Genomic DNA, 23,559 nt, shown 5'->3' on the forward strand with positions numbered 1-23,559 from the left:
TCATGGGTCTTTAGAGGCATCGGCCGCCTGATGAGATTTCCGTCACTTTCCGCCGCTGTTCTAGCGGGACGCATCACATGCAGTAAGCTCGCCGGGCCAACAAGGGGCGGCTATGGATAGCAAGTGCAGCTGCGTGGCAATGCGCCTCGCACAGATCATCCAGTATGTCTTTTCGCGTCCACGCCTCAGCGTGCGGCAGCGTTCTGCTTCGCTCGACGAAACCGACGCAGCGATGCCGCCGCATGTGGCGACAGTGTTCTCCCTGCGCTGGTCGGGATGGCGCGGCAGCGCCATCTCCTGGCTGGCTCGTGGCGTACAGATCCTGGTAATGCTCGCCGCCAGCATCGTCGGCATTGGCTTCGGCATGGCTGCGTTCAGCGATTCGGCCGGGGCGCTTGCCGGCGGCCTCCTGCTATGGAGCGCGCTCTACTACCCCGCGATGATCGTCCACGAACTGGGGCACTACTTCGGGGCGCGGCGGGCGGGCATGGCGGTGTTGCGCATGCAGCTGGGCGCCATCGAAATAGTCCCGCAGCGCAAGGGATTCCGCTGGTGCTGGAGTCCGCTAAAAAAGCAGTGGCGTATCGGCGGCTATGTCCTGGCCTTCGCCGATCCTGGACTACCCAAGCGCAAGCAGATCATTGCGCTGGTGGTTGGCGGCCCGGGCGCGAATCTCGCCGTTGCCGCCGTGCTGGCGCTGGCGGGCTGGCTGTCGCCGCCGCAGGGAGCGGGCTGGGCGTGGATGGTTTTTGCCGCGATGAATGCCTGCCTTGGCCTCGCCAACCTCGTCCCCCGATTGGGCAAGGGCGGGTTTCCCAGCGATGGTCTCACGCTGCTGCGGGCGCTAAGGCATCGCATCGATAACTCATCCTATACACGCCTGGTTTCGCTCTCCGTTTTCGGCTGCACGGCGGATCGCTTGCCTGACGATGACATTGCCGCGCTGGAGGCGCAGGCATTGCCCATGCCGCTCGTCGCGCTCTGGTATCGGATGAAAGCCGATCAGAACAAAGGCGATTGGCAGGCGGCCGCCGGCAAGCAGGCCGCGCTGGAGGCACTGCTGCTGTCGATGGATCGGGCACAGACGACGCAACTGGCCGACCTCATCGCTTGCATCCGCACGGAAATCGCTTTTTCCCAAGCCATCGTGACCCGCGACGCTACGGTGCTGGCTGACGACCTGCTGCCACCCAAGACAGCGTGGCATGCACCCTCGCTGTGGCCACGCTGTCTGGCACTGCGCGCCGCGCTGGCCGGAGATGTCGAGCGTTGTGTGGCGTCGCTGGCTTTGTCCAAGCGGTATGCGGAGAACGCTGTCGATCGGGCGTTGCCTATCAGCGAGCAGATGATCCGAGCCTTCATGGCGGAAGCACTCGGGCACGCGTGGAACGAGCGCGCCATCGACGCGAGCCGTACCGCCTAGGGTTTGAGAATAATCATGCGGTAAGCTTCATGGACCGGTAGCGGCACCGACAGGGAAAGGCATGGGTCGGCGCTGGTTCGGGAACAGGGGCATCTTTTTTTATGGCCGCTGCTTGCGCTATCGGCGCTGGGCATGCGGCTCCACGGAAGCATTTTCAAACCAAGGCATGGGAGCCACATCATGACCCCGATTCGCAACACCTTCGCTCGTTCGCTGCTCGCCGCCAGCGTCGCCGCGCTGCTGCTCAGCGCCTGCGGCTCCTCCGGCGACAAGCCCGCCGCAACCGAGCCCGCGGCCCAGGCCAAGCCGCCCGCGCCGGCGCCGTTCAACGTCGCCATTTGCGTCAACGACGACTGCGGCGTGATCGATCAGACCGCCAGCGTGCTCATCCCCTTCAAGAACGACTACCAGAACTTCAGCCCTTTCCTGATGAAGGACACGCTGCTGGTTCAGAAGGACGAGCAGTGGCAGCTGCTGGATGCCAAGACGCGCCAGCCGATCAAGACGCTTTCCAACGATATCTACACCGTCACGCCGGGCTACTTCGGCTTTGAGCGCGACGGCAAGATCGGCCTGATGGACTACCAGGGCAAGGAAGTGCTGGCGCCGCGTTTTGACGAGGTGTACGAGGGCGGCGAGCACCAGTACATCGGCTACCAGCTCGGCGATAAGTCCGGCGTGCTCGATATCCACGGCAAGCAGCTCACCGATGCGCTCTACGACAGCATGGTGGTGCACGAGGATCTGGACACACGCGGCAGCCTGGTCACCGCTGAGCGCGGCAAGGAGCAGTGGGTCATCAACCTCAAGGATGGCGCGCAGAAACAGGTGGAGTACAGCAGCCTCAGCGAGATCAACGACGGCCATATGGTCGCAGCATCGCCCGACTTCGCGCATAGCGGTCTGGTGGATGCCAACGGCGCGCTGGTGGTCCCGATGAAGTACGAGTGGATGGGCAAGCCCAGCGAAGGGCTCGTCGGTTTCCGCGAAACATCCGGCCAGCCGTGCGGCTACATGGATTACACCGGCAAAGTCGTTATCGAGCCGCGCTTTATCGAATGCGGCGCCTTCGGCAAGAAGGGCGCACTGGCCAAACTGCAGCTCGAAGGCGATCACCCGGACAACAAGTTCGGCATGATCGACCGCAGCGGCGCATGGGTCGTCCAGCCCAGCTACGACGCCGTCGGCGAAGCCGGCCGCTCGCTACTCGGCATGTTCGACTACAAGCAGGGTTACGTCTCCGTCTTCAAGGAAGCCGGCCCCTTGAGCTACCAGACCGGCATCTTCGATCTGAACCAGGGGCGCGAACTTATTCCCGCGCGATACCCGCAGGTCGGCATGCTCACACCGGACCGCTTCGTGTTCAGCGGCAGCGGTGCACCGCTGGTCAGCGTTTCCATTCTTGGCCAGGTATCGCAGGTACCCGCACTCGGCGTGATGGATGCCACTGGCAAAGTGCTGGCGCAACCCGAGAAGTACGCCGACATCCGCCTCGACAGCGGCGGCCGCTATCTGCGCGCGCACGATGGCGAGGAACAGCCCCATGAGGCCTTGCTCGACCTCGACGGCAACCAGCTCATCGCGCCGCAGTGGCACGAGCTGCACATCGACACCCAGCGCAACATCATCCTCGGCTACGACCTGCGCGGCACCGGCGACGATGCCGTGCGCGTCATGCGCGCTGCATACGACCTGCAAGGCAAGCCGCTATTCACCGTCAAACACACCGACTGCGGTGCGGATCAATTGGTGGACGGCAGCGGCAAGGTCATCTGGCCGCAGGATGTGAAGCCGTATTGCAAGGCGGCGGAGCCGCAGGCGAGTGCGGAAGGCTGAGTCGTTGATGTCGTGCCCTCGAAGTGGTTGAGGCTTCGAGGGCATGCCTTGGAACGCAGCACGTACGTAAGGCAGATACCCGTTTTTCAGTTGCTCATCATCGAGGCATAGGGGGCATATGATTCATCGAATCATCGGTGGCATGGTGTTGGTGGCTTGGCTCTGGCTGGTGTTCCATCTGCATCGCCTGACGCCCGCACTTGAGGTTTCCGCATCGTCCGGCATCTACCGTGCAGGGCGCGGCGCGGTCTATGTCCTGATCGCACCGCTGCTCAGTGCGGCACTGCTTATATTCCCCGACTTCTTTGCCAACCGTTTCAGCCCGTCCTCGGAGATGACCGGGGAGCCCTTGCTCGGAACTGGGGTTTGGCGGTTTTTTGGTTACTTCGGCGTGCTGGTGAGTTGGGGGTTGGTCGAGCTGTTCCGTTCGTGATCTCTAGGGGCACCGAGCGCTGAAGGCTTGCGACCCATTAGAAACGGCGCATGGATCGACGTAGACGCACCCGATGGATGCCTCATCCGGGCACGACCGCACGCACGATCAGAAACACCCCCGCCACAATCGCAACAGCACCAATCGTCCACGCGACGCGCTCGCCACCCGGCACGACACGCTCGGCGGTAATGGCGGCCGTCACCAACGCCATCGCACGCAGATCCATGATGCCGATGACCAGAAGGATCGCTGTCAGGCCGGCACAGCAGTAACTGCAATGAAGGCCGAGGCGCAGACCATGTCGCCATGCTGCGCTTAGGTTCGCCTGCAATCGGCGGCCATGTCCCGGTGCCGCCCGACAGCACGCAAGGTGGTGGGCTTTCCACGCGGTGAACTGAAGTACACCAGCGACCAGCACGACGATGCCTTCCATGATCGGCACCGCGCGCGCGAGTGCTGGCTGCTGCATCTCGGCCGCTGCAAGCAGGGCGCCTAGTGGAAACGCAGCGATGCCCAACGCAGTCCATACGAAGAAATAACCCAACCCGGCGACTGCAGTGAGCTGGCCGAGTCGCATCTCACCGGTACTGCCAACAGCCTGGCGATAGCGCCACAGCATGGGGACCAGCGACGGCAGCATCATCGCCACCATCATCACGGCCCACATGCCAAGAAACGTCAGCGTGACTTCGGGCCAGGTCTGCCCGCACATCGGCATCCACGCCATCGACATCGTCCAGTCGCCGGGCATTGGCATGCCGCCCATGGCTGACATGGAAGAGCACCAGGCGATGGTGATTGCTGCGCTGGTGGTGAAGAGCAGGGCGGCGATGCCAAGGAAGGCTTGTTGAGAGGTTTGCTGGGAAGTCATGTGCGTCGCATCACGAGAGTGACGATGTGGCTCGGTTTGCCCGTCATCCCGGCGGAGGCCGGGATCCAGTGAAGTGCGCGTGCGTAGCACACGAAAATCGCTTTTGAGTGCTTCGCACGGTTGTTTGGACTGGATCCCGGCCTTCGCCGGGATGACGAGCAAGGCAGCGTGCTCTAAGCCTCAAGCCTGCGTGTACTCATCATGCCTACGCCACCAAATCCCCGTCTCATTGCGCCCCAACGGCGCACGATCAAGCCACTGATACATGCCCCAGATACCATCCACCCCACGCGCGTAGGTGGAGTAGGTGTGATAAACCACGCCATCCTTCAGCACGAACGCACTCATGCCCGGCCGGTCGCGCGTATATGTCGCCACATCGGTTCCGCAGGTATCGGCCATTTGCACGACGGGCTCCGGCGCCTCGGCCTCATCCATCGCATGGCCACCGCTCTCGTAGTTGTATTCGATGAGTCCCTTGCGCTGCTGCTCTTCGGTGAAGGAGACGTCGAAGTCAAAGTTGAAGTCGCTTTCGGTCGAGGACGCCCACGGGAACGTCCACCCCATACGCTGCTTGTATGCCCACAGCTTGGTCAGCGGCGCCCGCGATACTGCGGTGAACGCGACGTCGTGGTTGGCCAGGTGCACGGCGATGCCGTTGAAGCCATCCGCGATCGATGAGCAGGAAGGGCAGCCCGCCGTGTAGTCGGGCCCGAACATGAAGTGGTAGACGATCAGCTGCGAGCAGCCCCGGAAAAGCTCGACCAGCGAGACGCTGCCCTCGTCGGTCTGGAACTGATACGCCTTGTCGATCCGCACCCACGGCAACGCCTGCCGCTGCTGCGCCAGCGCGTCGCCACGCCGCGTATGTTCCTTCTCGGCCTTGAGCAGCTCGATGCGCGCTGCCAGCCATTCTTTGCGAGTCCCGGTGGTATGTGTGGTCATGGCCTTTCTCCGTGGGTCTGGTGCCGTTCGAACCGCGTCGATACGGCGTGCGGGTGAGTGGTCGTGAGATAGACTGCGACCGGCCGACCGGAGGGTGGGAGTGACAAGTGTGGCGCGATTGAGATGAGCTCGATTCGATGGACTCGCTGATCACGGCGGCAGCACGGGCGCTGGCCGCAGGGGACCCTCTCGGCGCCCTGAACCGGGTGGCCCTGCGCGACGACGCCCCCGCACTCGCGCTTCGCGGCATCGCCATGGCACAGCTCGGCGATTTCGTTCGCGCCAAAGTATTGGTACGCAGTGCAGCACGCGCCTTCGGCTCCAAAGAGGCAGTGGCCCGCGCGCGGTGTGTGGTTGCCGAGGCGGAGATTGCACTGGTCTCGCGCGACCTGGGCTGGCCCGCAAAAGCGCTCGACGCCGCGCGGATGACACTCGAAGCACACGGCGACCGGGTGAACGCCGCGCACGCACGCTATCTCGACGTCCGGCGCCAGCTTTTGATCGGCCATCTCGACCAGGCCGAGCGCACACTAGCCGGGCTCGACGCCACACTCCTTCCGCCCGTCTTGGGCGCCGCCCACGAGCTGGCCGTTGCCGGCATCGCCATGCGCCGCCTGCACGCGAAGGCGGCGCGCGAGGCGCTTGCCCGGGCTGCGCAGGCCGCGCGTCTTGCGGGCATCCCTGCGCTGACAGCGGAAGTCGACAACGCATCCCTCGCACTCCATACACCCGCAGCGCGTCTGCTGGCACACGGCGAGGAGCGGCTACTTCTACTCGAAGACGTTGAAACCTTGCTGGCGTCGAAAGCGCTGGTCGTCGACGCGTGCCGTTACGTCGTGTGCAACGCCGGCACCGTGGTCTCGCTCGCACGGCGCCCCGTATTGTTTGAGCTTGCCAGCGCACTGGGCGAAGCATGGCCGGAAGACGTGCCGAGAGATGTACTCATCGCACGAGCCTTCCGCGCGAAGCATCCCGATGAATCCCATCGCGCGCGCCTGCGTGTCGAAATGGGGCGGCTTCGCAAAGCGCTTCGAGCGCTGGCCGATGTGAGCGCTACCCCGCGGGGCTTTGCGCTGGCGCCGCACAGTGCACGCGACGTTGTAGTGCTTGCACGACCGATTGAAGAGAAGCATGCGGCCGTGCTCGCCTTCCTCGTCGACGGCGAATCATGGTCGAGCTCCGCCCTGGCGCTGGCGCTCGGCGCCAGCCAGCGCACCGTGCAGCGGGCACTCGACGCGCTCGCGGCCGCCGGCAAAGTGCAGTCATTTGGGCAAGGGCGGGCGCGTCGCTGGATGACGCCGCACGTGCCCGGATTCGCGACCGCTTTGTTACTCCCAGCGCCACTACCGAGTGATTAGGATGCAGCCATGAAATCAACAGCCGCAGAAATTATTCGAGAGTACGGTCCCTTCCCGGGTGTGGAGCAAGTGGCTGGCGTCACCTATGACGGCCAGCACGTCTGGTTCGCCAGCGGCGACAAGTTGAACGCCCTCGACCCCGCGAGCGGCAAGACGCTGCGCTCCATCGACATCGCCGCGCACGCAGGCACGGCCTTCGACGGCCAGCACCTGTTCCAGATCGCCGAGGATCGCATCCAGAAAATCGATCCCGATACCGGCCATGTGCTCGCCACCATCCCCGCACCGGGCGGCGGTGGCGACTCGGGCCTTGCATGGGCCGAAGGCACGCTCTGGGTCGGCGAGTACCGCCAACGCAAGATTCACCAGATCGATCCCGCCACGGGCGCAGTGCTCCGCACCATCGAATCCAACCGCTTCGTCACCGGCGTCACCTGGGTCGACGGCGAACTCTGGCACGCCACCTGGGAAGGCGACGAGAGCGACGTGCGCCACATCGACGCGCAAACCGGCGAAGTGCTGGAGCGCATCGAAATGCCGCCCGGCCTCAACGTATCAGGCCTCGAATCCGATGGCGGCGATCAATTCTTCTGCGGGGGTGGCGGCAAGGGAAAGGTGACAGCTATTCGCCGACCGAAGCACGCTGCGGCCAGCAAACGCAGGTAATCAAAGCAGCGCTGACCTGCTCCCTCCCCTGCTAGCAGGGGAGGGCTGGGGAGGGGTAAGTACTTGAGAAAGCGCCGCGGTGAGAGGTTTTCACAAGAGCCCCCCCTCCCAACCTCCCCCTGCGATAGGGGGGGAGAAAACCGCACACACCTCAACCCCCGCTAGCCGCCCCCGACGACGAAGCACTAGCCGGTGCCTTCCCCTTGCCCTTACGCGTCCGCGGCCCCTCGCGACCTTTGCCGCCACGCCCACCCTGATTGCGATACATATCATCCGCAATGTGCTTCTGATCATCAGAGAGCACCGCATAAAGATCGCTCATCGCGGCAGAGAGCTTCTGCATGTTCTCCGCATGCAACTGGGTGATATCGGCGTAAGACTTCATCGCCTCCACCGCATTCATCGTGCCTAACTTCTGCGCACGATCGCGAAACGCCTGATCCGCGCGGTTGGCGTTGTCGCGCATGGTCTGCGCAAACGCATCCCACTGCTTCGATTGCTGGTCGGTGATCTTCAAGGTGCCATGCATCTCGCTGATGCGTTGCTCCACGGCATCCGCGCGTTTCTCAGCGCGCGTCTTGGTCATGGCAGCTTTGGGCGCCGCCGCGGCGGAAGTGGCAGGCGCGGGCGACGTCTGTGCCCAGGCGGCGGAGGCGAGCGTGGCGAAGGCCAACAGCGCGGGCACAGCCAGAGTGCGAATCACGGGCTTCATAGTGGGATGCTCCGAATCACAAGGGCGGATCAACGACGATCAGGGGAGGGCGCGTGACCGCGCCTGCTAATAGCCGGACGGATAGCTGTTGTCGTAGTACACCACCCCAGGCGGTGGTGGCGGAGGCGCCGTGCGATACACCACCTCTGGCGGCGGCTGCGTACTGGAGTTGGCGATGGCCGCGCCGGCCACCACGCCCAGTAGCGCGCCAACAATGACCGCGCCACTGTTATCGCGGCCACCGCGCCGGCGGTTGTCATAGCGCGGCGGTGGTGGTTTCGGCCGCCCATGGTGATAGCCATTACCGGGGCGATAGCGCTGCGCCTCCACCGGCAGAGAAGACGCCAATACCACCATGGCAAGAAGCGCCACCATGATCTGGCGAGCGCGCAGGAAACGAGAGGTGCGAGTCATCAACGTACCCTCCTCACATGCATCGGTAGTCGTAACGAACCAACCGGCATCGGTCGCTTGCGCTATGGAGTCGACGCAAAGGGCAGGGCCGCCAGGGTGAAGTCCGGCCAGGCCGGCTCACGCCGGGCGGAATCTAGGCCATGACATGTGTAGGTTTCCTCAAGGTGGGCCGGGGATGGCCGATCCTTGATGACGTAACGGGCAATCCGGGCTGATGACGCAAGCAATTGCGCCACGCCACGGTTGCGTTATCCTCGTCACACTTTCCGGGGGGAATGGATGACCATGCAGCGCTGGCTATTAGCCGCTCTGATTTACGCAGGCGCTAACGACCACTGCACACTATCAATGGCAGCGACCCCAAGACGCCGTGTCGGTCGCAGCAGATTGGTCAACCAATGATTCCCGTTGTCATCGCCTTGGATGCCGTGGCGTCTATTAGTGTTGCTCCGGCTTTAGTAGGAAAAAGGGAATGTCAATGCCAGGCTTAATAGTGTCAGAGGTTCGAAGCCTCGCTGGATACGCGAAACTGATATCTCAGGCTCCAACAGATATGAAATGGTTTCGCGGAGCGAGTGACACGGGTCACGCGTTAGTTCCTTCGCTCTATCGCCATCCAACCACTCACAGGTCCGAGGAACTGCTGGTCCTGGAGCATCAGCTGGTGACAAGATTTCGAGAGCGGGCACAGCCGATGATCGGTCGGCCGCTTCCCGAGGATAAGCTCGAAATGCTCTTTCTGATGCAACACCATGGCATGCCAACTAGGCTCCTCGACTGGTCAGAGAACGCTTTCATTGCACTTTTTTTTGCGTTGTCTGGAGCAAGGAAAGATGGTGCCGGGAACTCTACAGGAGCGTCGTGTGTGTGGCTTCTGAAGCCGATTTTATGGAATAAAACTGTCCAGTCGCATATTAATTACAGTGGAGAGCCTTTTTCTGTGGGTGATGCGCGCTTGACCAACGGGTATGTTGAGGTTGGTAATGGAGCCGCTTTGATGCAGAAGCCGGTTGCAGTTTATGGCGTTCACAATAGCCCTCGGATAGTTTCACAAAGAGGTGTTTTTACTTTCTTTGGAAGCTCAGTGGAGCCTATGGAGGAAGTTTACACATCTGGGGCATTCGAGCAGGATGCGTTGATGAAGGTTGAGATTCGCGGATCATATCAAGATGTGGTCTTTAATGAGCTTAAAGGTGCTGGAATACTTGATTCCACTGTGTATCCGGATTTAGACGGTTTGGCGCGCGAGCTGCGTCGCGCAACTGGTTATGAGGTGAGGTGATGTTCAAGGTTCAAGCACATGATCGCCGGACTGTGTCCTGGTGGAATTCCAGGCGTAATGAAATCGATTTTTCGCCCTCCTATCAACGAAAAGGTAATGTCTGGGGTGAGGGGGCGAAAGCATATCTTATCGATTCAATAATTAATGATTACGATATTCCAAAGATATATTTGGCGGATTTTTCTTTTGGAAATAGCCCGCTCAATTCAATAAATCGTCGCTATGCTGTGATTGATGGTAAGCAGAGGCTTGAGGCGATTATTGATTTTATGGCGGATAAATTTCCGCTGCGGTCGGACTTTTTATATGAGTTAAATCCTCTACTTGAGCTTGGTGGACTTTATTATAGGGATTTGAAGCAGAGTCATGCGGACGTGGCTGACAAGGTGGATCAATTTAACCTTGATGTAATGAGTGTCATTACTGATGATGAGGCTAAAATTAATGATTTATTCATTCGTTTGAATTCGAGTAAGCCGCTTACTGCGCCTGAGTTCAGGAATGCAATGAAAGGGGTGGTGCCGAAGCTAATTGCGGAGATTGCCAAGCACAAGTTCTTCAGTGCCTGCGTGAAATTTTCTACTAAGCGTGGAGAAGATAAGGCGGTTGCGGCTAAGTTGCTTCTACTTGAATTTCGCGGCACGTATGTGGACACCAAGAAAACTCAAATTGATCGCTTAGTTGATGAAGGGGTTGCTGCTGAATCTCCGGGATTCGATGAGGCCGCAAGTCGTGTGTTGGTGACGTTGGATGCTATGGCGAGTGTTTTTGTTGAAAAAGACCCCCTGCTCTCTTCTCAAGGTCCAGTCACGGTTTACTATCAGATCGTTAGGCGAATGGGCGCTATTGCCGGATTGCGAGAGGCCTTAATTGGATTCAATCGGATTCGCGAAGAAAACAAAAGGCGAGTGGCTGAGGGTATTGCGGGTGATCATGGGTTGTCGAATTTTGACATGATGGCTCGAAATACAAATGATGCAGGAAGTATCAAGTTGCGCACAACAATTCTTATGTCATATCTGAAGAGTGTGACTTGAATATTTTTTTAATGGCTGATATTGATCACGCTTGATCATAAAATATTGGCCATTTAATAATCTAGGTTGCGCTTATTATGATTAATTGGAGCTGCTGCGATTTTTAATGGGGTATTGTGATTTGTGTGTGGCGGGCAATGTATTTGTCGTCAAGATCGCATGTCGCGCTTTTAGGAGGTATTGGGCTATTTTTGTGATTGCGAGTGGCGAGGAGAGCTATGTTCTTTTGCCAGGAAAATACATGCGGCGAATGCCTATGCACCTTCTGTGGCTATGTGCCGTCCAGGAATGATGATGCTCGATTTCATCCTAACTAGGGCGTTCATTGCTCTCGCGGCTTCACAAACCTCAACGTCATCCGATCTGACTCCCCGATCGCCTTCATCTTCGCGTGCTCGTCCTCCGGCCCCGCCAAATCAGGCGGGAGTCGATGCACGTTGATGTCTTCCGGGTCATCAGGATTGGCGTTGATCTGCGACACGCCGCTCAATCGAAACCCGGTCTTGAGCGCTAGCGCGATCAGGTAGTCCTCGGGAATACGGTGCAGCGCGCCGGCGGTAGTGACGGGTTCGGAGAAAGGTTTGGCGCGGTGTTCGGTGAGGCCGAGTACGCCGCCGGGCTTGAGTACGTCGAAGGCGGATTTGAATACGGCCTCGATAGTGTCGGGGCTGTTGATCAGCCAGTCGTGGGTGTTGCGGAAGGTGAGCACCATGTCGGCCGAGTTGCTGGGGCCCAGGCTCACCTGCGCCGGCGGCGAGAACGGAATGACTTTGGCGATGTGTCCGTAGACCTTCGGCTCGGCCTTGAGCTTGGCGGCGAACTTCTCCGCCTTAGCCGGCGCGGCTTCGATTAGATGGCCGTGCGCATAGAGGAAGGGTGCGAGGATTTCGGTGTACCAGCCGCCGCCCGGCGACAGCTCAATCACCGTCATGTCCGGCTTGATGCCGAAGAACTGCAAGGTCTCGACGGGATGGCGGTAACGGTCGCGCGCCTTGTTGGCGTCGGAACGCCATGCGCCGTTGACGGCTTGCTGCAATGCCGCAGTGGTGTCGCTGGACGAGGCGGCGGGTGCGGCGTTGGCGATGGCGGGAAGCAGCAGCGCAGTGGCAAGCAGGGCGAGGCGTTGGCAGGTGCGGCGAAGCATGGTTCGACCTCCTGGCGGTAAGTGCCAAAGCCTACGCCGAATGGCGTGTGATGCCAGGGCCACCGTTGCCTTGTAGGGGTCGTTCGCCTACTAATGAATGAGCGAACTGACTCTTTCCTGGATGTCCATGCATGAAGCAGACAACGGCATCAAACTTGGCACTACTTCTGGCCCCGGCGGGCTGGGTGCTTTGCTTCATTGGTGTGGCGAGCCAAATGGGCGACCCGAATCCAGACATTCCGGTCGCTACGCTGAAAGCAGAGCGGCTAACGCAGATGTTGTTGTTCTATCTCGGTGTGCTCATTGTTTTCAGCGCACTGTGGGCTTCGGGCTATAGCTTTTCAGCAGCCAAGCGTCGCGCGGTAATCGCGGCACTCATGTGCGTAGCTCCTGTGATTGCGTTGGCCGTTGGGGATTTCATCTTCTGACGCAGAGATCAGGTGGTCGGCCATCACTTTTCTAAGCAGGTGAGGCCTGAGTGTTCTGTTGCACACGCAGCTCTGCTTTGGTCGCCGCCTTCTTCAGCAAGATCTCAAAGAGCTGGACACGAAGACGGACACTGACCTGAAGCATGCAGGCCCAATAGCAAAAGATAAGCACACCGCTAAAGACAATTTCCGGCCAACTGGGCTGGGGCGGCCAGTGCATGCCTTTGAACTGTATGTACAGCGCAATGACAACGGGAAGTATGCCCAGCTTCTCTAGGCTGCCAGTGAGTAGGGGCAGCTTCTCCTTCATGCGCTCGTGCCGATAGTTTGCATAGTCGGCGAGCCTCTGTAGTTCTTCAGGTGAGAAATTGCTCAGCCATTGGACTAGGCCTAGATGGTGCGGCATATCAAAGTCGAGCTCTTCGGCGTACTCACGCCGCTCACGTTGAAAGCCAGGCATGCGCAGTGGCAGCTGCGGAATGATCGCGATGGCGAAGCTGATCAACTCAATGACCAGCATGACGAAGGCGATCACCACTGTGTATAGCTGATTTGATGGAAGTAGCTTGGTGGCGAGCAAGCCGAGTGCCATGGCGACGAGGCCGATGGCGTAGGCCAGTTTGGTCTTCCTTGATAGCTGCAAAGACGCGCCTGGTCGCTCAGGCAACGCATCGATGCGGTCGTTCAGTGTTTTGAACGTCAGTTCGGTCTGCTCCATATGAATCCCCTTGTCCATGTCTTAAGGATAGGACAGGTCATGCCTGAGCAAGCAATAGGGGCATCTCCGGCCAGCCAACAAAATAACGACACCCCATTGACCACCATGAACCACCTTAATTGCCGCACACATTCCTGGAACACTTAGTTCACCGCGCTAAGCGTTGAATCGTTCGAGCGCATCATCGTGATGCGTCAGCGAGACCCAGCGGAGGCGATAACTGATGAACGAAGACATCATTCAAGGTCAGTGGAAACAGCTTGGTGGGCAAATCAAACAGCAGTGGGGCAAATTGACCGACGACGATCTCAAGATCGCCGAAGGCAACCATGAATATCTTTCCGGTCGTGTGCAAGAGCGCTATGGCGTCGCCAAAGACGAGGCCGAGAAACAAGTGAAAGCTTTCGAGAAGAGCCTGAAGTTGCATTGACGGATTAACGAGAGGACAGGGGCCGCGCTACCAGCGGCCCCGCTTCGTTAAAAATGTCCTGCGCAGCGATGCTCGCGCCGAGGGAGGCGTGCAGCTCGTGCGCATTGTTGCGTTGATGAGCCGCGGTGCGATGGTATGGGTGTGGTCGCCACAAACCGCATATTCTGCGGCGGTAAACCCCTACATATCGCCGCACCATCCTTTGCTACTTTCGGGCAGTCGTCAGCGCCGTCTTTCATCGGCTGCGCGGGAGGCCATTGCAGCGATGCAGTGAAAGAAGCGCGGGCCGCATGAGCTGTCACTCATACGACCCGCTGACCAAACCAACTTACGATGGAGTTGATATGGCTAAGCCAAATCATACGGCACCCGCTCGCCCATCGGGCTCCCCCGATAACAAACCCACCAATCCACTCAGCCGCCCGTTCTATCTGGACACGACGGATGACCCGGGCCAACACGTTCTCGTCAAACTCGCCGGCATCGCCATGGCGATCAACGTCATCACTGGCCTGCTCGCCAACAGCGATGCGTTTCGCGACGCACAAGCCCATGACGAACCCACCGACCCCGGCCACTGGCCGCTCGCGCCGGGATGTACGGAAGGCTTGTTCGCGGCGGTCTACTTTCTCAATCAGTACGCGGAGACGCTGAGTCATGACTCGCTGATTGGCGCTGAAGGGCGGTGATCGCCAGCAGCGCCTCGCCTTATGGGTGCGAGAAGCCATGCTCCTAATCGCACTTCTGAAATGTCGGATTGCCGTTTGGAAGAACACCGAGCTATGGTTTGGCGATAGATGGCAACCACAGCCACGGAGTGAGAAGCATGGATCGGTTTCGGCGCACTTTTCTGTTTGCTTCACTGCTTCTGTTGTCGGTCGCGGCCCTCGCGCAGGACAACCCTTATCACCCCGTTGCCACCCAGTCACTGCCTGCGGAACTGAAGGCGTTTGTACCGCCCGATACCAAGGTGATCTTTTATAAGGCCACGGGGACTACAGACGGATCAGATGCGGTTGTAGTCCTTGAACGACAAAAGCAGATTCCGTCCGAGGCGGATATCACTTCGGGTCAACGGCCACTGTTGATGTTTCGCAGGGTCAACGGGGTGTTCAAAGAAGTGGATCGCAACAACAACATCATTGCGTGCTCGACGTGCGGTGACTTTCTGGATGACCCCTTCGGGGATCATTTGGTGGATTTGACGCCGGGTCATATGAAGATCGAGCAGATCCATGGTGGGCATCACCCTTCTTCGGCGGACTACACCTTTGTTTATGATCGTGCCGCACAGCAGTGGCGTGTGGTGAGCGCTTCCAGAACCCGCTTTGGGGACGCTGGTGAAGGAGCGAAGAAGGTAGAGAAGCTCCAGCTTCCATCCGACACCTTGTTGACGGATTTTGATCCTCAATGGCACCGGCCCGAGTACTGGAACGCGCTTGTCGTTAACGACAAGACACATGCCTTTTCATCCATCGTCGATAAACCTGACGAACAGAGCCTGGACGAGGACATCCACGGGGACTGTCAGTCAGAAGGCATTTGCCATGTACTGGTTAAGCAGAAATATGGATGCATGGCTCTGGTAAAGAGCGGTTCGGGTCAGTTCTTTACGGCGACATCCACTCTTGAAGAGCGAGGCGGCGGAGCCGCGGTCTCGCGTAAGGCGCTGGATCAGTGCACTGGACAGGGGAAGAGCCCGTGCGAGGTGCTGAGGAATGATTGCAGTACCGGCTCACGATGACGACGGGGGCGCTTAGCCGACCCCGTCAACAACACGGAGGTTTTGAGAATGGAAGATGTGGCAGAAAACAGGAAGGTGGCGCGGCTCATCGCTGCCGAAGGTACGAAGCGCGTTGTTGAGATGGACGACGGAATACAGGTGGAGCGTACGGGAGGTACCGTCTCCTGGCGAAACAACAATCCAGGCAATCTCAAGTTTGAGTACGCCGATAGCGCCGACAAGACGGTTCATACGCGCAGGACGAAAGAGCAGGCCCTCGCCTCGGCGCAGTCAAACTACGATGGAGTGGTCGGGCTGGATCAATGGGGGAATGCCGTATTCGAGACTTATGAGGCAGGCCATGAAGCAAAGATCAAACTGCTAAGGGGTATGGGGGATAAGACAGTCCCGGAAATGCTGGGCAACTACTCGAAGGCGGACTACAGCGGCGGTACGCACCATCAGGCCCAGGAAAAAGCTATCTATGCCGCTGGGGACCAAGCCGGCGTGGATTTGCGTGATAAGAAGATAAAACACATGAGCGAGCAGGAGCTCGGCGCGCTCGCTGATGGTATTCGTAACTTCGAGGGCTGGAAGGAAGGGCTTCAGAATGGGGTGCCTGCTCACGCGGTTGAGCAGCAGGCCGGTCGAGGCGACACAGACCAACCTCATGAGTCTCATCGGGGGGATGGTGTGCGCACTCATTCGCATGGGAGCACCCCGGTTGCAATGAGGCAGGGATCGCATGGTGAAAATGTGCGGGATATGCAGAGCCAGCTGAGTGAGCTTGGGTATACCGATGCGCGGGGACGTGCCCTGAGAGCCGATGCTGACTTTGGGCCGAGCACACGAGCCGCCGTTGAAGTCTTTCAGCGCGACCAGGGCTTACAGGTGGACGGCACGGCTGGTCCGAAAACGATGAATGCTTTAAGAAGCGCCCGTGAGCAGCAATCCCCGCAAATCACCGTAGGGCAGGCGGTGCTTCGCCTGGATCAGCCCGGACATCCCGACCACGCGTTGTTTCAGCAAGCACGCAACGCTGTACATCAACTGGATGCCCAGCAAGGCCGCGCGTCCGATCAGCAAAGCGAGAATCTGGCGGCGGCCTTGACCGTCGCAGCCCGGGCACAGGGGCTGGAGCGTATTGATCAGGTGGCATTGAGTGATGACGCGAGCCGTGTGTGGGCCGTGCAACGGCCGCCGGGTGTTCGCGATCATTTCTTTGATCAGCACGCCAGTGTCGATACGGTCGCGGGCGTGAGCACGCCGGTAGAGCAAACCAGTGCGGCGTGGCCTGCCGCCATGCAGCAGTTTCAACAAGGCCAGGCGCAGCAGGAGCAGGCGCAATCGCAGGTACAGCAGCAAGCCGGCCCTACGATGCAAAGATGACGGTGGTGTCTATCTCGCCAGCGCCTTCCACGCTGGAGCGCCGGTAGCCAACCAAGGCAAGCCCCGATAAGACTCCGCCACCACCCACGCCCCACACGCAATCGCCGCCGAGATCACAAACGCTGTCAGGGCCAACCGGTCTACCGGCATCGTGAACAGCTTCGGTCCCCATACCAACAGCGTGATCACCCACAGCATCGCCGCCTCCAGCGTCGCAGCTAGGCGCGGGAAGATGCCAAACAACACCGCGATGCATGCCGCGATGCTGCCCGCACCAGTGAGATAAGCCCAGCCCAGCGGAAGTGGCAGCCAGCTCGGTACAAGCTCAACGGTCTGCGGGCTGTAGAAGAAGTGGGAGAGGCCGATCATTGGCAGCGAGATGGCGAACAGCAGGCGCGCGTTCCGAATGCCTTTGGCGCCAGCGAGGAAGGCAGGCTTGTGGTGGTTGTCCGCGAGCCATGCGTAGATTACCCATGCGCCCGCCAGGATTACCGCGATCTCACCGAAGCCCAGCCAGGTGGCTTCCATCTGCGGCACGGCGACCACAGCCGGAAGTTTCAGCAGCACCGCCCACAGCACCATGTAGACGAACAGGATGGCGGCGGCGGGCTTGGCGAGCGGGCGGAGGAGCAGGCCGATGCCGGTGCCCAGTTCGATCACCGCGAAGGCGTAGGCAAGCAACTGTTGGCCCGGAAGGTGCTCAATGGGGATGCGTTGCCATACCAGTGCGACATCGCCGTAGATCAGGCCGATGACGCCGAGCGCGACCATCACGATGGCGAACGTCACGTAGGCCAGGCTCATGGGCATGGCTTTCATGTTGCTGGCGGCAGAGAGGCTGTTGGTGAACGCGGTGCGGTCGGCGTGAATCGATCGTTCCATACCCTGTCTCCCTCGTGGTGTGTGGCACACGGCAGTGGTGCTGAAAGGTGGATGGCTAGTTGGCGTTGAGTTTCAGCCGGTCATGGTTTTCTCCTCCCCCTGCTAGCAGGGGGAGGCCGGGAGGGGGTGAGGTCTTGAGAAAACCTTTCCCGAAAAGCTTTCTCAAGTACTTACCCCTCCCCAACCCTCCCCTGTCCTACGGGACTAGCTTCGCGTCGCGAGCAGGGGAGGGAGCTAGAAGCTGAGGTTCGATGCTAATCAGGTTCGATCTTGTATTTGCAGGTTATGCGCTGGCCTGCACAAACCGTTTTTATAGGTAAGCACTGCCCAAATACCTAGGGCCAATCGCGGCCTTATGCATAAGGCCATTGCGATAGCCGCGTTGATTATTTATGGCTTGCCGGTGCGCCCGCGCTCTTCTTGCTTGCCGTATCGCCGCACATCGGCGGCCACGCTTCCTTGCCATCCGGTTGCCATACAAAGAACTCGCCGGACTTCGGTTCGCCGGTATCGCGCGCAAACAGCAGCGATTTGCCGCTGGGCGAGAACATCGCGCCGATCTCGCTACCGTTGACGTTGACCTCCGGCCCCAGTTTCACCTTCGGCAGCCAGCCTTTCGGGCCGAGGCGGGATTCGTAGAGTCCGCCGTCGGCCTCCACGATTAGTCGTTTGCCATCCGGTGAGGGCAGGGGCTCGTATTCATCCCCGGCGCTGTTGATGGCGGGGCCGGCGTTTTCCACAGTCCATTGGCCGGGGCTGTTTTCACGCGCGCGCCAGATGTCGTTCTTGCCCAGGCCGCCGGCGCGGTTGGAACCGAAGTAGAGCCAGCCATCGGGCGCGAGACGCGGAAACCATTCCGCTTCGTCGGAGTTCACCGGCGGCGGCAGGCGAACGGGCGGTTGCCAGCTGCCGTCGGGCGCACGTTCGGCGCGCCAGATATCGAGATCCTTGCTCTTCATGCTCCCCGTCGCGCGAGTGGAGATGAAGTAGACGGCGCGGCCATCCGGTGTGAACCACGGATCGGCCTCGGTGCCCGGGCCGGCAAAAGGCGCATCCACTGGCGTGGTCCATGCCTTGCCATCGCAATGCGAGGTGAGGATGCGCCAGCCGGAGAACTTCTTGGAGCTGCGCACAAAATACAGCGCGCCGGTTTGTGGATCGAGCGCGGGATGCGATTCGAACAGGTCGCTGGAGACGCCAACGGGTGTCCAGGGATGCACGGTGGAGGGCGGCTTGTCGCTCGCTGCGCAGAAGGGCGCGAGTACCGCTAGCAGGACAGGGAGATAACGCTTCATACGCATCGCCGGGTGGGGTCCTTGGGGTGGCGGCCGATGGTATCGCAGCGATTAAGGCGGCTCATGTGACTTAGGCCACGGGGCTAAGCGGCCGCTTCCAACACGCGTCGCACAAGCTGTAGCCCAGCTTGCGACGCTTCGCGCGACGCACCGGCGAAGCCGAACACCAGGCCGCCGCGATCGACGGCGCCGTATTTGGACAAGGAATGGATGTCGACGCCCTCGTGCACGCACGCCGCGGCGATGGCGCGGTCGTCGAGGTGCGAGTAACGCTCTTTGAAGATGCCGGTGACGTGCATGCCCGCCACGGCCGGCCCGAAATCCAGTACACCGGCCAGCACTTTGGCTTCTTCCAGAAATGCCTGCCGCCGCTCGTCGTAGATCGCACGGGTTTTGCGCAGATGGTTTGCCAGGTGTCCTTCGCTGATGAAGGCAGCGAGTACGCCTTGAGTGAGCAGGGCCGTATGGCCATCGGCGATGTGCTTGGCGTCGACGAAGGCTGCGATCAGTGCTTCCGGCACGATGGCATAAGCGATGCGCAAACCGGGAAATAGGATTTTGTTGAAGCTGCCGATGTAGATCACGCGGCCGTGGCTGTCGATGCCTTGCAGCGAGGCGATGGGGCGGCCTTCGTAGCGGTAGTCGCCGTCGTAGTCGTCTTCGAGTACGTAGGCATCGGCTTCGCGCGCCCAGTCGAGCAGCGCTTTTCGGCGCGGCAGCGACATCTCGTAGCCTAGGGGGTATTGATGCGATGGCGTGACGTAGGCGAGGCGAGCGTGCGGTGCCAACTGCCGGCCGGCTTCTACGTGGAGTCCGTGCTTGTCGACCGGCACCTGCACGGTCTGCAGTCCGGCGGCGCGCAAGCAATGTTGTACGGGTTGATAGCCGGGTTGTTCCACCCAGGCCTGGTCGCCGGGATCGGCGAGTGCCTTGCCGGCCAGTTCCACGGCTTGCTGCGTGCTGGTGACCACCACCACCTGCTCCGGCGAGCAGCGCACCGCGCGCATGGCGGATGCGTGCGCGGCGATGGCTTCGCGCAGCGCGGGCAGGCCGTTGCTGGCGCCGTATTCCCAGTAGTCGTTGCCGGGCCGGCTCGCTTCGCGATGCAGCAGGCGATTCCACAGGTCGCGCGGGAAAAGGTCGGAAGGCGGCAGCGAGGGGGTGAATGACGTAGCCGATGCGGCCTGGTAGTGGCCCGGATAGCTTTGCAGGGCTTGGGCGCGTTGCGATAGGCGTGGTGCTGTTTGGCCGGGCGTGGCCGGGCTTGGGCGTTTGGGTGTGCGTGGCGCCGCATCGCGTGCGGGCAGTTGAGGTGCGACGAAGCTGCCGGCGCCGCGGCGTCTCACGATGTAGCCGTCGGCGACGAGTTGGCCGAGGGCCCAGTCGACGGTGTTGCGCGCGACGCCGAAGTCTTTGGCGAGTGTGCGGCTGGAGGGGAGCCGTGCGTTGCATGCAAGCGCGCCACTGGTGATGGCGCTGCGGATGCGTTCGCAGATGCGGGCGTAGGTGGGTTGGCCGGGTTCCGTATTGAGGCCGGTGACGTCGACGGAGAATACGGAGGTGGCGTGTTTGGCCATTGGGCCATGGTAGGGATTTTCTTTGGTGTTTTCTTGGTGGGGTGCACCAGATGGCGATGGTTGGCTTTCATCCCCGCGGTGCCCCGTAGGTAGTTCCCATGGGAGAGATGGTTGGGGTGAGGGTTCGGTCTCGCGCCATTCCTCCTACTTCGTCATTCCGGCGAAGGCCGGAATCCAGTGCCTTATCGCTCGGTTGTCGCGTCTGCGTGCTCTGGCTCGCCTGCCGCGGGCTTCCGAACCGCTGCCGCGGTCCGGGTCACTTTCTCTTTGCTGGCCCAAAGAGAAAGTAACCAAAGAGAAATGGCCTGAGAGCAGGCGTTTCGCTTTGTAGCTGCGCCCTTTCCAGTGTCAGGCGTCGGGATGGTTTTCTTTGGGGTGATCGTCCAATCCTCACCGTGTGGCTTTGCTGCTTACTTGCGTTTCACGCCGCGGCTCGCGTGTGGTCGATCAACCAATTCGTTTCCCACGTCTTGCCGTTGTCCTTGGAGAAGGCTTGTTCCCAATGGGCTTTGTCGTGTCCTAGGCGGGTCCACAGGAAGCGGATTTTGACGGGCATGTCGTCGTCGTGGTCGTCGCCGTAGAACACGCCGTGGTCGCCGTTGAAGCCGCCGACGACGGGGGGATAGAGCACGCCGGTGCTGCTATTGATCCAGTACAGGGACCATTGGCGTTTGGTGCGGTCGAAGATGCGTACGGTCATGCCGGACCAGCCTTTGGTGGGGAAGACGCCTTCGTCGATGTTCACTACGCCGCCGAGGTGGTTGGCGCAGACGAGGGAGGCGGGGAAGGTGTCCCAGTCGTCGCTGTCGACCCAGCGTTTTTTCAGGCGGCGGTTGACGAAGTCCCAGTGGCCGACGAAAAAGTCGAAGTCGTGGATGTCGCCGGTGGGTATCGTGGCGCCGGGTGGGGCCCAGGCTTCGGAGGGGGTCTTGGTGTGGGCGGCCAGGGCGCTGGTGATGGGGAGCAGGCTCAACGCGCTGGCGCAGACCAGCCCGTCGAGCATCACTTTCCGGCGTGCGGTGGAAATGGACTCGCTCATGGGGCTCGCTCGTGGCGTGGGTAGGTACAAAATGCGCCCCACTCACGGGCAAGGGGAAGAGCCATTTAGATGGGCGCCATTAGGCCACTGTCGTCAGCTCAAAAACGGTCGATCCAGCTAGCCCGATTTTTGCGCCTGCGCAATGCGCAGAACCGACTCAGTGCTCGACCATCGACTTCAAGCGTAACAACGCGCGATCCCATTGCTGCGTGATGCTTTCGAGCGAACGTCGCGCTTGTTCGAGCTGCGACGGCTCGAATTCCCACAGGCGTTCGCGCCCCAGTTTGACGTCGCGCACCAGCCCGGCGTCCGCAAGGACTTGCAGATGCTTGGTCACTGCCTGGCGGGTGATGTCGGTGCTGGTGGTGAGTTGCGCGATGGACATGGCACCGCCCGCGCAGAGCAGGGCAACCAGGCGCAGGCGTGTGGCGTCGCCCAACGCGGCGAAGATCGGCGCGGAGCGCTGCAGCGCGGGGACTTCCGCCGCGCTGCGGGTGGACGGCTTAGTGCGTGGCGACATACGTCTCGATGTTTTTCATCTGCTCTTCCCAGCCGCCACTGTTCATGCGATAGGCTTCGTCGCGGCGGCTCACCGGAATCTGGTCGAAGCCCGATTCGACGACGCGCAGCAGGGTGCCGTCGCGGGTTTCCTCCAGCGTGAACTCGACCAGCGTGGTCGGCTCTTTCGAGTAGTCGGTGTTCGGATCGATGGCGTAGGGATGCCAGCGGAAGGCGAAGTAGTGCTCGGGTTTCAGGCTTTCCACCAATGCTTCGAACACGAGGTGTTCGAAGCCGGGGTAAGTGATGTTTCCCTGCGTGTACTCGCCGGCGACGAAACGCTTGCCTTTGAGCGCCAGGCCGAACCAGTCGCCGAAGGACTCGGCGTCGGCCAGTGCGTGCCACACGCGCGAGCGCGGGGCCTTGAGCAGGATCTGTCGTTCGATGCGATCAGTCGATGTGTTCATGGGCAACCTCCGGGTTGCATATTAGGTCGGGCATTTTTTAAATGCAACTGTTTGGTTGCATGAGGCCGGTCACCCACGATTAACGCTGTCAGACGCACGCCACATCGCTATCGATCCATGGGCCCCGCGACGGTGTTACCGTTCCGCGCTGTCGACGCACCTGATCTGGTCAAGCCATGAATCACTCACTACGGCGGGTTTTTGCCGCCATCCTGATGCTCGCCGCTGCGCAGGCGAGCTGGGCGCAAACGCCCAAGACCGTGCTGCTGGAAGAACTCACCTGGACCGAAGTGCGCGACCAGGTCGCCGCCGGCAAGACCACCATCATCATTCCCATCGGCGGCACGGAGCAGAGCGGTCCCGGTATCGCGGTGGGCAAGCACAATGCGCGTGCCGCCTGGTTGGCGCAACACATCGCGGAGCAGCTGGGCAACGCGCTGGTGGCACCGGTGGTGAGCTACGCGCCGGAGCAGGGGCATGCCAAATTTCCCGGCACCATCAGCGTGCCCGATGGCGCGTTCGAGCAGATTTTGACCGCTGCCGCGCAGAGCTTTGCCGCACACGGCTTCAAGAACGTGGTGTTCCTTGGCGACCACGGCGGCTACCAGAGCGATGTGAAGCAGGTGGTGGCGCAGCTCAACAAAGCCTGGGCTGGCAAGGCGGCCAAGGCCTTCGTGCCGCCGACTTATTACCAGGCCAGTTCGGATGGTTTCGCTCAGCTGCTGCGCCAGCGTGGTTTCCGCGACGACGAAATCGGCACTCATGCCGGGCTCGCCGATACCTCGCTGCAACTGGCGGTGGCACCGCAGATGGTGCGGATGGACAAGCTCAAGGGCGGCCCCAAGCTGGGGGCTGCCGACGGTGTATACGGTGGCGACCCGCGCCGTTCCAGCGCGGCGCTTGGGCAGGCCGGCATCGATGCTATCGTTGCGCAGACCGTGGATGCCATCCGCAAAGACACGGCCGGGCGCTGAGTTTCCGCGCCCATT

25 protein-coding genes are annotated in these 23,559 nt (G+C 60.7%); 13 read left to right on the forward strand and 12 right to left on the reverse strand.

The annotated features are described in order from the left end of the window. Positions 1-112 precede the first annotated feature (112 nt). The 3 genes from BM338_RS19005 to BM338_RS19015 all read left to right on the forward strand — a co-directional run bounded on the left by BM338_RS19005 (position 113) and on the right by BM338_RS19015 (position 3,692). Positions 113-1,423: a site-2 protease family protein gene (locus BM338_RS19005; protein WP_143109345.1), complete on the forward strand. Its 1,311-nt coding sequence runs from the start codon at positions 113-115 to the stop codon at positions 1,421-1,423. A 180-nt stretch (positions 1,424-1,603) separates the two neighbouring features. Further along, the gene (locus tag BM338_RS19010; RefSeq protein WP_143109346.1) at positions 1,604-3,259 is read left to right on the forward strand and encodes a WG repeat-containing protein; all 1,656 of its coding nucleotides are present in this window, start codon (positions 1,604-1,606) and stop codon (positions 3,257-3,259) included. A gap of 118 nt (positions 3,260-3,377) precedes the next feature. Beyond that, positions 3,378-3,692, forward strand: a complete 315-nt coding sequence (locus BM338_RS19015; RefSeq protein WP_090453800.1) for a hypothetical protein — start codon at positions 3,378-3,380, stop codon at positions 3,690-3,692. Positions 3,693-3,774: 82 nt separating this feature from the next. Here the strand turns inward: BM338_RS19015 and BM338_RS19020 are convergent, their stop codons facing one another. Then, positions 3,775-4,566: a DUF2182 domain-containing protein gene (locus tag BM338_RS19020; protein WP_090453802.1), complete on the reverse strand. Its 792-nt coding sequence runs from the start codon at positions 4,564-4,566 to the stop codon at positions 3,775-3,777. 180 nt (positions 4,567-4,746) lie between these two features. Beyond that, entirely contained in the window at positions 4,747-5,511 is a 765-nt protein-coding gene (locus BM338_RS19025) for a DUF899 domain-containing protein (protein WP_090453804.1), read from the reverse strand. 137 nt (positions 5,512-5,648) lie between these two features. Between BM338_RS19025 and BM338_RS19030 the strand changes: the two genes are divergently transcribed. Both BM338_RS19030 and BM338_RS19035 read left to right on the forward strand, forming a co-directional pair. Continuing rightward, entirely contained in the window at positions 5,649-6,869 is a 1,221-nt protein-coding gene (locus BM338_RS19030) for a helix-turn-helix domain-containing protein (protein WP_090453806.1), read from the forward strand. Between the two features lie 9 nt (positions 6,870-6,878). Beyond that, the gene (locus BM338_RS19035; RefSeq protein WP_090453808.1) at positions 6,879-7,535 is read left to right on the forward strand and encodes a Vgb family protein; all 657 of its coding nucleotides are present in this window, start codon (positions 6,879-6,881) and stop codon (positions 7,533-7,535) included. 151 nt (positions 7,536-7,686) lie between these two features. Here BM338_RS19035 and BM338_RS19040 read toward each other — a convergent pair whose 3' ends face one another. Then, the gene (locus BM338_RS19040) at positions 7,687-8,247 is read right to left on the reverse strand and encodes a Spy/CpxP family protein refolding chaperone (protein WP_090453811.1); all 561 of its coding nucleotides are present in this window, start codon (positions 8,245-8,247) and stop codon (positions 7,687-7,689) included. A 66-nt stretch (positions 8,248-8,313) separates the two neighbouring features. Beyond that, positions 8,314-8,661 carry a hypothetical protein gene (locus BM338_RS19045; protein WP_090453813.1) on the reverse strand — a complete coding sequence of 116 codons (348 nt, stop codon included), beginning with the start codon at positions 8,659-8,661 and terminating at the stop codon, positions 8,314-8,316. A 553-nt stretch (positions 8,662-9,214) separates the two neighbouring features. Between BM338_RS19045 and BM338_RS19050 the strand changes: the two genes are divergently transcribed. Together BM338_RS19050 and BM338_RS19055 are read left to right on the forward strand one after the other, a co-directional pair. Then, complete coding sequence (locus BM338_RS19050; protein ID WP_177229417.1) at positions 9,215-9,943, forward strand: FRG domain-containing protein; 729 nt, start codon at positions 9,215-9,217, stop codon at positions 9,941-9,943. After that, positions 9,943-10,980: a DUF262 domain-containing protein gene (locus tag BM338_RS19055; protein ID WP_090453817.1), complete on the forward strand. Its 1,038-nt coding sequence runs from the start codon at positions 9,943-9,945 to the stop codon at positions 10,978-10,980. Before BM338_RS19050 ends, BM338_RS19055 begins: the two co-directional genes overlap by 1 nt. A 322-nt stretch (positions 10,981-11,302) precedes the next feature. Here BM338_RS19055 and BM338_RS19060 read toward each other — a convergent pair whose 3' ends face one another. Then, a complete protein-coding gene (locus tag BM338_RS19060) occupies positions 11,303-12,124 on the reverse strand; it encodes a class I SAM-dependent methyltransferase (protein ID WP_090453819.1) in 822 nt (273 codons plus the stop codon). 131 nt (positions 12,125-12,255) lie between these two features. Here BM338_RS19060 and BM338_RS19065 point away from each other — a divergent pair, with 131 nt between their 5' ends. After that, positions 12,256-12,552, forward strand: a complete 297-nt coding sequence (locus BM338_RS19065) for a hypothetical protein (RefSeq protein WP_090453821.1) — start codon at positions 12,256-12,258, stop codon at positions 12,550-12,552. Between the two features lie 31 nt (positions 12,553-12,583). Here the strand turns inward: BM338_RS19065 and BM338_RS19070 are convergent, their stop codons facing one another. Beyond that, a complete protein-coding gene (locus BM338_RS19070) occupies positions 12,584-13,270 on the reverse strand; it encodes a hypothetical protein (RefSeq protein WP_143109347.1) in 687 nt (228 codons plus the stop codon). A 223-nt stretch (positions 13,271-13,493) separates the two neighbouring features. Here BM338_RS19070 and BM338_RS19075 point away from each other — a divergent pair, with 223 nt between their 5' ends. The 4 genes from BM338_RS19075 (at position 13,494) to BM338_RS19090 (ending at position 16,812) form a co-directional block, all read left to right on the forward strand. Then, positions 13,494-13,700 (forward strand): CsbD family protein, encoded by a 207-nt coding sequence (locus BM338_RS19075; protein ID WP_090453825.1) that lies wholly within the window; start codon positions 13,494-13,496, stop codon positions 13,698-13,700. A gap of 344 nt (positions 13,701-14,044) precedes the next feature. Continuing rightward, positions 14,045-14,389, forward strand: a complete 345-nt coding sequence (locus BM338_RS19080; RefSeq protein ID WP_090453827.1) for a hypothetical protein — start codon at positions 14,045-14,047, stop codon at positions 14,387-14,389. Positions 14,390-14,526: 137 nt separating this feature from the next. Further along, positions 14,527-15,444 carry a DUF4189 domain-containing protein gene (locus BM338_RS19085; protein ID WP_090453829.1) on the forward strand — a complete coding sequence of 306 codons (918 nt, stop codon included), beginning with the start codon at positions 14,527-14,529 and terminating at the stop codon, positions 15,442-15,444. A gap of 48 nt (positions 15,445-15,492) precedes the next feature. Continuing rightward, entirely contained in the window at positions 15,493-16,812 is a 1,320-nt protein-coding gene (locus tag BM338_RS19090) for a peptidoglycan-binding domain-containing protein (RefSeq protein WP_090453831.1), read from the forward strand. 9 nt (positions 16,813-16,821) lie between these two features. Here the strand turns inward: BM338_RS19090 and BM338_RS19095 are convergent, their stop codons facing one another. The 6 genes from BM338_RS19095 to BM338_RS19120 form a co-directional block, all read right to left on the reverse strand. Further along, on the reverse strand, positions 16,822-17,694 hold the full coding sequence (locus BM338_RS19095; protein WP_218156394.1) for a DoxX family membrane protein: 873 nt from the start codon (positions 17,692-17,694) through the stop codon (positions 16,822-16,824). Between the two features lie 386 nt (positions 17,695-18,080). Beyond that, positions 18,081-18,989, reverse strand: coding sequence for a TolB family protein (locus BM338_RS19100; protein WP_255367380.1), 909 nt, complete (start codon positions 18,987-18,989; stop codon positions 18,081-18,083). Between the two features lie 83 nt (positions 18,990-19,072). After that, complete coding sequence (locus tag BM338_RS19105; protein WP_090453836.1) at positions 19,073-20,566, reverse strand: MocR-like pyridoxine biosynthesis transcription factor PdxR; 1,494 nt, start codon at positions 20,564-20,566, stop codon at positions 19,073-19,075. A 421-nt stretch (positions 20,567-20,987) separates the two neighbouring features. Then, a complete protein-coding gene (locus BM338_RS19110) occupies positions 20,988-21,605 on the reverse strand; it encodes a hypothetical protein (RefSeq protein WP_218156395.1) in 618 nt (205 codons plus the stop codon). Between the two features lie 157 nt (positions 21,606-21,762). Then, complete coding sequence (locus BM338_RS19115) at positions 21,763-22,125, reverse strand: ArsR/SmtB family transcription factor (protein WP_090453838.1); 363 nt, start codon at positions 22,123-22,125, stop codon at positions 21,763-21,765. Next, on the reverse strand, positions 22,109-22,570 hold the full coding sequence (locus BM338_RS19120; RefSeq protein ID WP_090453840.1) for an SRPBCC family protein: 462 nt from the start codon (positions 22,568-22,570) through the stop codon (positions 22,109-22,111). Before BM338_RS19120 ends, BM338_RS19115 begins: the two co-directional genes overlap by 17 nt. Positions 22,571-22,746: 176 nt before the next feature. Between BM338_RS19120 and BM338_RS19125 the strand changes: the two genes are divergently transcribed. Beyond that, the gene (locus BM338_RS19125; protein ID WP_090453842.1) at positions 22,747-23,544 is read left to right on the forward strand and encodes a creatininase family protein; all 798 of its coding nucleotides are present in this window, start codon (positions 22,747-22,749) and stop codon (positions 23,542-23,544) included. Positions 23,545-23,559 lie beyond the last annotated feature (15 nt).

It is taken from the genome of Dyella sp. OK004 (assembly GCF_900114495.1).
GTDB lineage: Bacteria > Pseudomonadota > Gammaproteobacteria > Xanthomonadales > Rhodanobacteraceae > Dyella_D.